This window comes from Sphingobacterium sp. SGL-16 (genome assembly GCF_011043515.1).
GTDB classification, from domain to species: domain Bacteria; phylum Bacteroidota; class Bacteroidia; order Sphingobacteriales; family Sphingobacteriaceae; genus Sphingobacterium; species Sphingobacterium litopenaei.
Window position 1 is genome coordinate 1 of the sequence record NZ_JAAKGQ010000018.1, and the last position, 14150, is coordinate 14150.

At 34.8% G+C, this 14150-nt stretch carries 12 protein-coding genes; 9 read left to right on the plus strand and 3 right to left on the minus strand.

Going from position 1 to position 14150, the window contains the following annotated elements; genetic code table 11:
- Positions 1-150 precede the first annotated feature (150 nt).
- Positions 151-1206, minus strand: a complete 1056-nt coding sequence (locus G5B32_RS08060) for a sugar phosphate isomerase/epimerase family protein (RefSeq protein ID WP_165291031.1) — start codon at positions 1204-1206, stop codon at positions 151-153.
- Between the two features lie 148 nt (positions 1207-1354).
- On the minus strand, positions 1355-2575 hold the full coding sequence (locus tag G5B32_RS08065) for a glycosyltransferase (protein ID WP_206366839.1): 1221 nt from the start codon (positions 2573-2575) through the stop codon (positions 1355-1357).
- An 81-nt stretch (positions 2576-2656) separates the two neighbouring features.
- On the opposite strand from G5B32_RS08065, the gene G5B32_RS08070 reads away from it, so the two are divergent.
- The 9 genes from G5B32_RS08070 (at position 2657) to G5B32_RS08110 (ending at position 13629) form a co-directional block, all read left to right on the plus strand.
- Complete coding sequence (locus G5B32_RS08070) at positions 2657-4393, plus strand: GMC oxidoreductase (protein WP_165291032.1); 1737 nt, start codon at positions 2657-2659, stop codon at positions 4391-4393.
- A gap of 3 nt (positions 4394-4396) precedes the next feature.
- On the plus strand, positions 4397-5023 hold the full coding sequence (locus G5B32_RS08075; protein WP_165291033.1) for a gluconate 2-dehydrogenase subunit 3 family protein: 627 nt from the start codon (positions 4397-4399) through the stop codon (positions 5021-5023).
- A 57-nt stretch (positions 5024-5080) separates the two neighbouring features.
- A complete protein-coding gene (locus tag G5B32_RS08080) occupies positions 5081-5662 on the plus strand; it encodes a tRNA-(ms[2]io[6]A)-hydroxylase (RefSeq protein WP_165291034.1) in 582 nt (193 codons plus the stop codon).
- A 117-nt stretch (positions 5663-5779) separates the two neighbouring features.
- A complete protein-coding gene (locus G5B32_RS08085; RefSeq protein WP_165291035.1) occupies positions 5780-6814 on the plus strand; it encodes an Atu2307/SP_0267 family LLM class monooxygenase in 1035 nt (344 codons plus the stop codon).
- Between the two features lie 190 nt (positions 6815-7004).
- Entirely contained in the window at positions 7005-7391 is a 387-nt protein-coding gene (apaG, locus tag G5B32_RS08090) for a Co2+/Mg2+ efflux protein ApaG (protein WP_165291036.1), read from the plus strand.
- An 85-nt stretch (positions 7392-7476) separates the two neighbouring features.
- A complete protein-coding gene (locus G5B32_RS08095; protein WP_165291037.1) occupies positions 7477-8142 on the plus strand; it encodes an NAD-dependent epimerase/dehydratase family protein in 666 nt (221 codons plus the stop codon).
- Positions 8139-10004: an ABC-F family ATP-binding cassette domain-containing protein gene (locus tag G5B32_RS08100; protein WP_165291038.1), complete on the plus strand. Its 1866-nt coding sequence runs from the start codon at positions 8139-8141 to the stop codon at positions 10002-10004. Before G5B32_RS08095 ends, G5B32_RS08100 begins: the two co-directional genes overlap by 4 nt.
- Positions 10005-10064: 60 nt before the next feature.
- A complete protein-coding gene (gene mnmG, locus G5B32_RS08105) occupies positions 10065-11924 on the plus strand; it encodes a tRNA uridine-5-carboxymethylaminomethyl(34) synthesis enzyme MnmG (protein ID WP_165291085.1) in 1860 nt (619 codons plus the stop codon).
- Positions 11925-12072: 148 nt separating this feature from the next.
- A complete protein-coding gene (locus tag G5B32_RS08110; RefSeq protein WP_240899030.1) occupies positions 12073-13629 on the plus strand; it encodes an Ig-like domain-containing protein in 1557 nt (518 codons plus the stop codon).
- 2 nt (positions 13630-13631) lie between these two features.
- Here the strand turns inward: G5B32_RS08110 and G5B32_RS08115 are convergent, their stop codons facing one another.
- A complete protein-coding gene (locus G5B32_RS08115; protein WP_165291040.1) occupies positions 13632-14150 on the minus strand; it encodes a gamma carbonic anhydrase family protein in 519 nt (172 codons plus the stop codon).

Consider the following 14150-nt stretch of genomic DNA (forward strand, 5'->3'; position numbering starts at 1 on the left):
ATTCCTTCAGATTCCCACTCGCGAAGGACACCCTTGCGTTAAGTTAACGCTTCCCACTATCAAGGCACGTTCGGGACTTACACCCTAGAGTTCACGCCCATGCCGGGCGCACATAAAAAATTAAGAGCTCCAAATTGGAGCTCTTAATTTTTATAATAATCCTAAAATGTCTTTATTAAATTGGGCGTCAGTACCTGTCGATGCAAAATCATCAAAGGCTTTATCTGTAACTCGGATAATGTGATCCTGAATAAATTTAGAACCTTCTGTCGCACCATCTATTTGATTTTTGATACAACATTCCCACTCCATTACAGCCCATCCATCATAACCATATTGTGTTAATTTACTAAAAATGGTTTTAAAATCTACTTGACCATCACCTGGAGAACGGTAACGTCCTGCACGATTCAACCAAGATTGGTAGCCTCCAAAAGTTCCTTGTCGTCCCGTAGGTTTAAATTCAGAATCTTTTACATGGAATGCTTTTATACGCTCATGATAAAAATCTATATATTGGATATAATCCAACTGCTGCAAAACAAAGTGTGATGGATCGTACAATAAACAAGCTCTTGGGTGATTATTTACCTTTTCCAAAAACATTTCATAAGTCACTCCATCAAACAAATCTTCACCTGGATGTATTTCATAACACACATCCACCCCTGCTTCATCAAAAGCATTCAAAATCGGCGTCCAGCGACGTGCTAACTCCGTGAAAGCTTCATCGACCAAACCATCTGGACGCTGAGGCCATGGATGAAAGTATTGCCACAATAAAGATCCACTAAAAGTTGCATGCGCAGTTAATCCTAAATTTTGAGAGGCTTTAGCAGCATAAATTAACTGCTGAGTAGCCCATTCCGTACGTGCTTTCGGATTATTTCGATATTGTTCAGGAGCAAAAGAATCAAATAATTTATCATATGCAGGATGAACCGCAACCAACTGACCTTGTAAGTGCGTTGATAGCTCAGTGATCTCCAAACCTAATTCTTGCAATTTCCCTTTGTATTCGTCTGCATACGTTTTGCTCTCTGCTACTTTTTGCAAATCAAAATATTTTGGGTCGTTAGTAGGAATTTGCAGTCCTTTAAAATTTAATGATTTAGCCCATTTGGCAATATTTTCTATGGAATTGAAAGGTTCTTCTTCGGAAACGAATTGCGCGATAAAAATACCTGGGCCTTTTATTGTTTTCATAATTCTCAGTTTAATCTTATTTAATATAGTACTTCTAAGAAATTAAAAATAAGGCAAAATTTGTTGGTATAAAAATTGTTTAAACCGAGAATGGTAAAATTCTATTTTTTTTACCATCTATTCTATCACTTGGGCACACTAAAAAATATTAGTGTGCTTTTTTATTTTTCTCTTCAATCCACAGCGACATGTATTTTGTAGCGTTGACCTGCTGTTGTAGTAGAATTTCTCCGAAAAAATTCTTCTTGCGCAGTTTATCAAGATTATTCACATAATCTTTTACTAGCGCTAGCATATGAGCAGTATAGGAATTATCTGCTACTGTTTCATTAAAGAGTTCAAAGCCCATTTGCTGTTTAGCAGACCATATCGCTTCATCGGAATAAAGCAGAACCGCTTTTTCTATAAAAACTTCTTTATCATCCTCTATAAAACCATTCCAATATTCTACAGTCATTGACTCCGCTCCTATCGATGTAGTGATTGAGGGCGTACCTGCTGCCATTGCATCCACAAATTTGCCTTTTGCTCCGGCACCAAAAGGAATAGGAGCCATCAAAACTCTATATGTACTTAATGTGTTACGGGCATCTTCTGCCCTTCCTTTGATATAAAATCGTTCTTTAGGATTGTTTAATTGCAATACTTTTTCAGAAGCATAAGCACCATAAATGTGTAATTCTGCAGTAGGACATTTTTTGCGAAGAATGGGCCATATCTCTTTCTTTAAAACCTCTACTGTTCTGAAGTTTGGTTCATGTATAAAGTTACCTATGAACATAAAATTAAGTCGCTCATCATAGGTAGGTAATTGATTTATATGTTCTTCCGTCAATATTTCTTCTTGAAAAGGTAAATAAAAAAGCTTTTCCAAAGGGATATTAAATTGAGAACTCAATAAATCCATTTCGGTTTGGGAAATAATAACAGAAAGATCCGAACGTAGTATAGAAGCTAACTCTCTTTTTGCAGTTTGAGAATAATAATCAATAGACGTTTTTTTCTTATAGGCATCCTGTCTGGCTAACCGAACAAAATGCAAATCTTCAGTGTCCAAAATCCGTAAAGCATTTGGACAATTTTCAGCCACTCGCCATCCATATTGCTCTTCCACCATGAAGCGATCGAAGACCACAATTTCAGGTAATAAATTTTTTACAAATTCATCAAAAGACGAATCATTCAAAAATATACTGTTTTCTTGCACACCAAATTCTCCCAAGTCAGCACTGTATATTGACTTAGAAGCAGCGGAAACAAAGAAAACTTGTCCCAACGTGCTAAAACATTTTATCAAGTGCAAAATCCGCCATCCGGCTGCTGAAGAACTTGGCTCTGGCCATACCAATCCTATGAATAAAATTTTCAAAATCCCGCGTCTAGTTTATATTTTTTTTTCTATATCTTTAATCTATATCTACAAAAGTATAACATTTATAAACCGAAAGTAATGCCTACTTTTCAAATTAAAGAAGAATCTACAGTTTATGATGCCATCGTTGTTGGGTCTGGTGCTGGAGGAGGAATGGCGGGGTACATTTTAGCCAATGCTGGCCTTAAAGTTTTAATGCTAGAAGCCGGTCCATTTTTTGATCCTGCAAAAGATGCTTTACAACTACGCTGGCCTTGGGAATCACCAAGACGAGGTGCGAGCACGACAAGACCCTTTGGTGATTTTGATGCGGCCTTTGGTGGTTGGCAAATTGAAGGTGAACCCTATAGTGTCGAGAAAGGAACCGAATTCGAATGGTTCAGAGCACGTATGCTGGGGGGAAGAACGAACCACTGGGGAAGGATTTCTTTACGTATGGGTCCCGATGATTTCAAACCTAAAGATGCTATTACAGACGAATGGCCAATCACTTATGACGAAGTAAAACCTTTTTACGATCGTGTGGACCGGATGATTGGTATATATGGTACAGTTGAAAATTTACATAACGAACCTGATGGGATTTTTTTAAAACCACCTAAGCCACGCCTTAATGAACATTATATTATGCGTGGAGCAAAAAAATCAGGCGTAACTATCATTCCAGGACGTGGATCTGTATTAACCGAAGCGCTTCCAGGAAATAAAGATCGTGGAACTTGCTTTTACTGTGGTCAATGTGGTCGTTCCTGCAAAGTCTATGGGGATTTTTCATCTTCATCTTGTTTGGTCATTCCGGCTATGAAAACAGGCAACCTCACGGTCATCGACAATGCAATGGTACGTGAAGTATTGAGCAATGAAGAAGGTTTAGCGACTGGCGTATCTTATGTCAACACGAAAGACATGAAAGAATATGCTGTCAAAGGTAAAACAATTATTCTAGGCGCTTCAGCCTGTGAAAGTGCACGATTAATGTTAAACTCTAAATCTAAATCACATCCTGGAGGTATTGGAAACTCCTCTGGATTGGTAGGAAAATACTTGCACGATTCCACTGGTGCTTCTATAAGCGGCTTCTTACCACAATTAATGGATCGTAAGCGATACAATGAGGATGGCGTGGGCTCTGTTCACATCTATTCTCCATGGTGGTTAGGTGACAAAAAATTAGATTTTGCGAGAGGATATCACATTGAATACGGAGGCGGTATGCATATGCCTTCTTATGGAACTTTTCATGGTATTCAAAACTACAACCACCTGGCTCCTCGCACAGATGGATTACCTCAAGAAGCTGGAGGTTACGGTGCGGCACTAAAAAAAGATTATTATAGATTCTATGGTTCTCGCGTAGGTATGGCGGGGCGAGGCACTGCTATAGCACGCAAAGAGAATTATTGTGAAATAGACCCTAATAGAGTAGACAAATTTGGTATCCCTGTATTAAAATTCAACTATAAATGGTCTAATGAAGAAATAAAACAAGCCAAACACATGATTGATACATTCCAAGAGATCATGCATAATATGGGGGCAGTTATCACTTCCAATATTCCTGGCGAAGAACAATTGTATGGATTAGAGGCTCCAGGAAAAATTATTCATGAAGGTGGTACTACCAGAATGGGAAATGACCCCAAAACTTCAGTTTTGAATAAATGGGGTCAAGCGCATGATTGTAAAAATCTTTATGTGGTAGATGCAGGGCCTTTTGTACAGCAAGGAGATAAAAACTTGACTTGGACTATACTTGCATTATCTATGCGTACAGCAGAATATATTCTTCAAGAGAAAAATAAATTAAATAGCTAAATCATGAACAGAAGAGATTCCCTAAAAGCATTAGGATTAATAGCCGCTGGTTCTGCAGCTATTTTGACCACTGATTCCTGCGACTCTCCTTCAAAAAATGCAACAGCAACGACTGAAGGAGATAGATTACCAGGGATTCAGGATTATGAGTATGAACGTACTCAAAAACTTTTAAGTGAGAAATATTTCGATGAACACGAAATGGCAACTATAGCCGTTTTAGCGGATTTAATCCTGCCAAAAGACGAGAATTCTCCTTCGGCAACGGAGGTTGGCGTTCCTGACTTTATAGAATTTATTGTTAAAGATATACCAAGCCATCAATTACCTATGCGTGGTGGATTAAAATGGTTGGATATCTATGCGCAAAAGAAGTTTGGTAATACTTTCATAGAATTAAAAGTGGAAAATCAGACTTCTATCTTGGATGAAATAGCTTATCCGTCTAAAGCAAAACCCGAAGTTTCACAAGGTGTAAGCTTTTTTAACCTGATGCGTGATTTAACGTCTTCAGGATATTTCACTACCAAAGAAGGAATTGCTTACCTAGGTTATGTTGGTAATAGACCTGGCGTATGGAATGGTGTTCCTGAGGAGGTGTTAAAAGCCCACGGTTTTGATGAGGTATAAAGAATTGTATTGTAATAAGATTTTGTAATTTTGCAATTCACAAACTTTATATAGCATATGTTAGGTTTAAAATTGCTGACTGATCCGCGTTGGGCTAATATTGCAGAATCCAATTTAGAAGAAATTCTTACGGATCACGCATGGTGCGAACAAAAAGCCGCGTCTAATGCGATAACACTTATCACGCAAAATCCTGAATTGGAAGATTTAGTACATGAATTGACAGCTATTGCCATAGAAGAAATGGAACATTTCAAAATGGTAATAGAAATAATCAAACAAAGAGGATACACTTTAGGCCGTGAACGAAAAGATGATTATGTAGGTCAGCTAATGAAATTTTCGAAGAAAGATGGTTCACGCAATCAAGCTTTCATAGACAGATTACTCTTTGCTGCTATGATCGAAGCGCGTAGTTGCGAACGCTTCAGAGTTTTAAGCAAAAACATAAAAGATGAAGAATTAGCAAAATTCTATTATGATCTTATGGTTTCTGAAGCGAACCACTACACGACATTTTTAAATTTTGCAAGAAAATATACCGTTGATGTGGACGTAGATAAGCGTTGGCAAGAATGGTTAGATTTCGAAGGACAATTAATACAGTCCTACGGAACGAAGGAATATATACATGGTTGATTTTTTAAGTTGGCACCAATTATTTTGGTGCCTTTTTTATATTAATTTATTAATATAGATTAAGAATATCCCTCCCATTATAGCTTATTTTTGTTTCAATAAGAAAGGAGAACTAATATGTTAGAATTAGGTGTTGGAATGTTTGGCGATTTACAAATCGATTCAATCACAGGAAAAATCCAACCTGCCCAACAAAGATTGCAAGAAATCATCGAAGAAGTAAAGCTAATGGATGAAGTTGGCTTGGATTTCTTTGGAATGGGCGAACATCATCGTGAAGATTATGCTGTAGCCTCTCCTGAAATTATTTTAGCGGCGGCTGCTTCTGTGACTAAAAATATAAAACTAGGTTCTGCTGTATCAGTTATTAGCTCTACAGATCCAGTTAAATTATATAAAGACTTTGCTACAGTTGACTTAATTTCTGGTGGCAGAGCAGAAATAATGGCAGGAAGAGGTTCTTTTATTGAGTCATTCCCTGTTTTTGGATATGATTTGAAAGATTATAGTGAGCTTTTTGAAGAAAAATTAGATCTATTGCTAAAGCTAAGATCGAATCCTACTATTAATTGGACGGGTAAATTTAGAAAATCATTGATCAATCAAGATATCTTTCCTCGAGCCACTGAAAATGGACTACCTATTTGGATAGCGGTTGGAGGAACTACTTCCTCTGTTATTCGAGCAGGAAGATTAGGTTTGCCGGTTATGTTTGCCATTATTGGAGGTGCTTGGGAGCAATTCCAGCCTTTATTTGAAATGTACAAACAAGCATACGAAGATAATGGTCATGATATGAATAAATTCCAAGTAGGCGTTCATATGCATTCTTTCTTTGGAGAGGATAGCAAATCCATTGCAGATAGCTACTATCCTATTTATTCTGCACAAATGAATAGAATTGGAGGTTCGAGAGGGTGGCCTCCTTACCAACGGTCACAATATGATTTTGGTCGCTCATCTTTAGGTCATTTGATAGTAAGTGATGCAAATCAAGCAATAGATAAGATTTTGGCTATACAAGAAAAATTGGGTTTAACACGATTCTCCGCACACATGGATGTAGGAAGCCCGGATCATAGAGATATGATGAAATCTATCGAAATTTTCGGAACGAAAATAGCTCCAAAAGTTAGAGAAGCAACACAATAAGAAAGCTTATAATACTAAAAGCTACCATCTTCAAATGGTAGCTTTTTTTGTGGAAAGAATATTATCTAGATTATGCAACAGTTCTTATTTTAAATTCTATCAATTCTTTCACAGTAATTAGAAGCTTCTTTACTAGCTAAATAAATATTATGAAAATAAAATACTAGTTCTTAACTTTGAGACAATTACTATGATTACTCAGTTCACATCAGGCGTAAGTATTTCAGTAGAATGCGAGTATCAACCCGAATACTCTAACCCTGAAAATATGCACTATATGTTTGCATACAGGATTACTATTGAAAACACCTCACAATACACTATTCAATTAATGAATAGACATTGGGATATTTTCGATTCCATGGGTGAAAGGAATGAAGTAGATGGTGAAGGTGTAGTAGGCAAACAACCAATTCTAGAACCTGGCGAAATCCATCAATATGTATCAGGGTGTAATCTTAAAAGTGAAATAGGTTATATGCAAGGATTCTACACTATGAGAAGGACTGCAGACAACCATTTATTCGAAGTAAATATTCCTCGTTTTAATCTTATTGCCTCTTTCAAATTAAATTAACACTAATTTGTCATAAACAAAGATCATATTATAGTTTTTTAACATACAAAAACGAATTAATACGTATTTTTGTATCTGCATTATTATGCCTGATACTAAGTACATAGCAATGGTTTTGGGGGCTTCTGGTTTGATTGGATCAGAGACGGTGAATTTATTATTAAATAATAATAATTATAAGACCGTATATGCTATTTCGAGAAAGGGAATAGCTATTGACCATCCCAAATTAAATCAAATTCTAGCGGATTCGGACAGCATAGCTACTAAAATAGCCGATCTTCAAATTGATCATTTCTTCAGTTGTATTGGTACTACAGCAAACAAAACTCCAGACAAAAAAGAGTATTATGCTATAGATTTAGAATATCCTATGCGAGTAGCGAATATCTTACATCACAATGGTTGTGAGATAATGTGTCTTGTAAGTAGCATAGGAGCGAATTCTTCATCCAATAATTTTTATTTAAAACTAAAGGGAGATACGGAAGAAGCCATTCAAACTATAGGTTTTAAATCTTTACATATTTTTAGACCTTCACTCCTATTGGGTGAAAGAAAAGAATTCAGACTATTGGAAAGTATTTCACAAATAATCTATCCTATTTTTAATTGGATTCTTGTAGGTAAATTGAAAGATTACCGCAGTATACATGCAAAAGATATAGCTTCCGCGATGATCAATGTTTCATTAACGGCTCAAAACGGTACACATATATACCAAACACAACTTATAAAAGAACTAGCGTGAGTATTATTAGCACAGAACAATTAGGACATTCATTTAACGATCGTTGGCTTTTTAAAGACCTGCATTTTGGTTTGCAAAAAGGCGATAGAGTAGCTTTAGTAGGTATAAATGGTACCGGAAAATCCACTTTACTTAAAATATTAGCGGAAGTTTTTCCTCCGCAAACTGGTAAAGTAGTAAAAGAAAAAGGTCTACGCATTGGGTACTTGTCTCAAGAACCTAATTTCACAGGACTCACTACTATCAACGATTTTATTTATTCATCAGATAACGAACAACAGCAGCTTATCAAGGAATATGAAGCATTATTGGAAGCAGACGACATTGATTCTAATAAGCTTGCTCTGATATCAGATAAACTTACAGCATTAGACGCTTGGGAATACGAGCATAATATCAAGACTATTTTAAATAGATTGCAGATTTCAAATTTTGATCAAAACATCAATAGCCTTTCTGGTGGTCAGAAAAAAAGGCTTTCATTAGCCAAGCTATTAATAGATGAACCTGATGTTTATATATTAGATGAGCCAACTAACCATTTGGATATTGAAACGATAGAATGGTTAGAAAAACTATTGACAATAGGTCAAAAAACGGTATTGATAGTATCTCACGATAGATATTTTTTGGATAATGTATGTACGCAGATTAGGGAATTAGACAAAGGAGAGTTATATACATACAATGGAAATTATGGATATTTTCTAGAGAAAAAAGCAGAACGCGAATACAATGATGTATTAGCAGCGGAAAAAGCAAGAAACCTTTTACGTAAGGAATTGGAATGGATGCGGAGACAACCTCAAGCAAGAGGCACTAAATCCAAAGCTAGAATTGACTCTTTTTACGATTTAGAAGAAAAGTCAAAAGGTCCTCGTGCTCAAGATAAGGTACAATTAAGTGTAAAAGTATCACGCCAAGGTTCCAAGATTCTTGAATTAGATAACGTTTCTAAATCTTTTGGCAACAAATCTATTATAGAAAACTTTTCTTATGTATTCAAAAAAGGAGATAAAATAGGTTTATCTGGAAGAAATGGATCGGGTAAAAGTACATTCTTAAATCTAATTACAAATGAAATAACTCCCGATAAAGGTACTATTGCCATCGGAGAAACAACAAAATATGGCTATTATAAACAAGGTGGTCTTCACTTTAAAGAAGATGAACGTGTAATTGATGTTGTCAAGAATGTAGCTGACTATATACAAATGGCAAATGGTGATACACTAACTGCATCCCAATTGCTTACTTTATTTTTATTTCCACCAGAAAAGCAACATGGATTTGTTAATAAACTTAGCGGTGGAGAAAAGAAGAGATTACAGTTAATGCGGGTTCTTATGTCTAATCCCAATTTCCTAATTTTGGATGAGCCATCAAATGATTTGGATATTGATACATTAAATGTATTAGAGGATTTCCTACTCTCCTATTCCGGTGTATTAATTTTAGTTTCTCACGATAGATATTTAATAGACAAATTAACGGAGCAACTTTTTATTTTTGGTGGAACAGGAACTGTAACATTATACAATGGTAATTATGCTGATTTCAAATTCGAACAAGAATTAAAAATTAAAGAAGAAAAATTAGCAGAAAAAAAAGCTAAAGAAGAAAAAGTAGTTGTTACATTAGAAATACCAAAAAAGAAATTAAGCTATAAAGAACAAAGAGAATATGAACAACTCGAAAATGAAATTGAAGAAATTGAAGAGTTGATAAAAACAAAAACTATTAAATTAAATGCTACTACTGATCATATTGCTTTAACTGATTTATCAAAAGAAATAGAAAACTTACAAAAGAAGCTAGATCAAAAGTCTGAACGTTGGTTAGAATTAGCTGAATTTATATAAACGTTTCACGTGAAACATCAAGTAAAAACCAGGGTTCCACGTGAAACAAAGAAAAAGAATATGTTTAATAAATATAATGTAATTGTTGTAGGTGCTGGGCATGCGGGCTGTGAAGCTGCTGCTGCTGCTGCAAATTTAGGATCATCTACTCTTCTTATTACAATGAACATGGGCGTAATTGCGCAAATGAGTTGTAATCCAGCTGTTGGTGGTGTGGCCAAAGGTCAAATTGTAAGAGAGATTGATGCAATGGGGGGATATACTGGAATTATTGCAGACAAATCTACCATCCAGTTTAGAATGCTTAATAAATCAAAAGGTCCTGCCATGTGGAGTCCTCGTACTCAAAATGACAGAATGCGTTTTGCTGAAGAATGGAGACTACAATTAGAAGCGCTACCAAATTTGGACATTTGGCAAGATACAGTAAAGGAAATAATAGTTGAAGGTAATACAGCAAAAGGTGTTGTAACATCATTAGGAATAAGAATAGAAGCTGACGCTGTAGTTTTAACAAATGGAACTTTTTTAAACGGTATAATTCATATTGGAGAAAAGAAATTCGGGGGCGGTCGTACTGGTGAAAAATCAGCAACAGGTTTGACTGAACAATTAGTCTCATTAGGATTTGAAGCCGGCCGTATGAAAACCGGTACCCCACCACGCATTGATGGACGAAGCTTAAATTACTCCGTTATGGAAGAACAATGGGGCGATGAAGAGAGAGGAAGATTTTCTTATACGGATGTAGAATTGCCTACAGAACAAAGATGTTGTTGGATTACTTATACAAATAATAAAGTCCATGAGATTTTAAAAACTGGTTTTGAGAAATCTCCTATGTTCACCGGACGTATTAAAGGTTTAGGTCCTCGTTATTGTCCGTCAATTGAAGATAAAATAAACAGATTTGCTGAAAGAGATAGACATCAAATTTTTGTAGAACCCGAAGGATTTAAAACAGTCGAGATTTATGTCAATGGTTTCTCTACATCTCTTCCCGAAGATGTACAACAAAAAGCTCTACGATTAATTCCTGGCTTTGAAAATGCAAAAATGTATAGACCTGGATATGCTATCGAATATGATTACTTCCCTCCTATGCAACTGGATTTGACATTAGAAACTCAGCGTGTAAAAAATCTATTTTTTGCAGGTCAAATAAACGGAACTACAGGTTATGAAGAAGCAGCAGCACAAGGATTTGTGGCTGGTGTTAATGCTCATCAAAAAACTAGAGATTTACATGAGCTTATTTTAAAACGTTCTGAATCTTATATCGGTGTTTTGATTGATGACTTAGTAACTAAAGGTACGGAAGAACCTTACCGTATGTTTACTTCACGTGCTGAACATAGATTGTTACTTCGTCAAGATAATGCTGATATTCGTCTTACACCTTTAGCACATAAACTGGGATTAGTATCCGATGAAAGATTAGATAAGGTAAATAAAAAAGTAAAAGATTCAGAAGATTTAGTTCAATATATGAAAGATAACTCTGTTGAACCTAATACGATGAATCCTATATTATCTGAAGTAGGCTCAAGTGAATTGACACAAAAGTCAAGATTATATGCTGTGTTAAGTAGACCACATATCAACATTCAACATTTAGCCAAAGCTGACGAAGCATTCAAAGATACCTTGGACCAATTCGATCAAGAAACTATTGAACAAGCGGAGATAAAAGTGAAGTACGATAGCTATTTCGAAAAAGAAATGGAAATAGTGAATAAAATGAAAAAAATGGAAGATAAGGAAATCAATCCTGATTTTGACTACCGTTCATTAACTTCACTTTCAATCGAAGCAAGAGAAAAACTATTAAAAGTAAAACCACGTACATTAGGTCAAGCATCTAGAATATCAGGGGTATCACCTTCTGATATTAGTGTTCTAATGGTACATATGAATTAAAATCATAAATTAGCGATATAAGAGACGTATTTCTATGAACATAAGCGTAATATTTCAATATTTTAAGAACAACAAATTCAGTTTAATAAACAATTCTTTTATAATATTAGTTGTCCTTGTATCGCTATCTTTGATGCGTTGTGCAAATATGCAGACCCCTACTGGTGGTCCTAAAGACTCTATTCCACCTAAATTGCTTGCTGAATTACCAGCAAATTTAACGCGAAATTTTAAAGCAAAAATAATCGAGTTACAGTTTGATGAGTATATTAAGCTAAACAACTATCAAAAAGAATTTAGTATATCTCCTGATGTAGAGAAACAACCAGATTATAAAGTCAAAAAGAAAAGTCTAATTATCACTCTTCCTGATTCATTAGAAAATAATACGACATACACCATCAATTTTGGCAAAGGTTTGGTAGATTTCAATGAAGGAAATCCTATTATCAACTACAATTATGTCTTTGCTACGGGACCAGAATTAGATTCTTTGTCTATTTCTGGATCTGTAAAAAATGCATATACTAAAACATTTGATCCTAAAGAAGATTTATCTGTTCGTGTACTATTGATTCCAACTAGACAGGATACTATTTTTGGAAAGAAAAAGGCTAATATATTTACGAGTGTAGATAGTTCAGGTAACTTTATTCTTAAAAACTTAAGAGAAGATACGTATAGAATATACGCTCTCAAAGAAGAAAACAATGATCGTATTTACAATAATCCTGATGAACTTATAGGATTCTTAGCAGATAGTATTGTTTTGAAAGAAGATATAAAGGACATCAAGATAGAATATTCTAAAGGAAAGCCTAAAGATTTTAGAGTAAGTGAAAAACGTATACAAAAAGATAGTCGTATAGCTTTGAAGTTTAATCAACCCTTAGACTCCCCTTCTGTACGCATTATTTTTCCAGAAGATCTCCAAAAAGATGCTTTATACAGCTACGCATCAAGCAATGATTCATTACACATCGTATTACCAAAAGTAGATTTTGATTCCATAAAATTTGAAATTAGTGATAAAAGTAATGTATTAGATACTACGCTTCTTCGTAGAAGCAAGAATGATAAGTATGATAGAGAATTAAAACCTCGCTTGAATATTACCAATAAAGTTGATAAGATTAATCATATTACTATTACATCTGATTTCCCTATTGCCAATATTGATAAAGAAAAGTTAATATTAAAAGAAGATACTATTTCAAGACGCAATTTTCAATTACAAAAAGATACAACAGAAGCTAATCTTTATCATGTTCGATTTAATTGGAAGCCAAAGAAAAATTACGAATTTATTATAGAAGAAAAAGCCATTTCTTCTATTTTCAATGATACTAACAAAGAACTAATAACGACTTTCACTTTAGATGAAACCGAAAACTTCGGTGATATCAAATTCACAATTAATTCATTAGACAGTAATGTAAATTATATTGTCCAACTTATGGATGACAAAATGGACAAGGTTATTGATAGCAAATACATCATCAATTCTAGTGAAATCAGATATAACAAATTCCCTGGAGGAAAATACATTTTACGTATTATAAAAGATTTGAATAATAATAAAAGATGGGATGGCGCAAATGTATTTCAAAAGATTCAAGCGGAACCAATTTGGTATTTGGATAAGCCTATTACAATTAGAGCAAATTGGGAACAATCAGAAACAATTACTCCCAAATTTGATTAATATTATTTTTGATCGGAAAACCAGCTAGAATAAAGCACATAATTGTGCGGAAGTTTTTCTAATAAAGCCATTTGCTCGTCAGTAAGTGGCTTTATTTTTTTTGCAGGTACACCTGCATATAAATAACCTGATTCACATACAGTATTCTCCAATACCACTGCGCCAGCTGCTATAATAACTTTGGATTGAATTTCAGCCTTATCCATCACTATTGCTCCCATCCCTACTAATACATAATCCTGGATAACACATCCATGTACAATAGCATTGTGACCTATATTAACATAATTTCCTATATCAGTACCATATCTTTCAAAAGTACCATGAATAGTTACATTATCTTGAATATTACTAAAGTTTCCTATTTTAATATAATTTACATCGCCACGAATAACTGCATTAAACCAAACAGAACAATGATGACCTATCGTCACATCCCCAACAATTGTACAATTAGGAGCAATAAATGTTTCTTCAGCAATAAAGGGAAAACTTTCTTTTACAGGTAATATAGTAGCCAT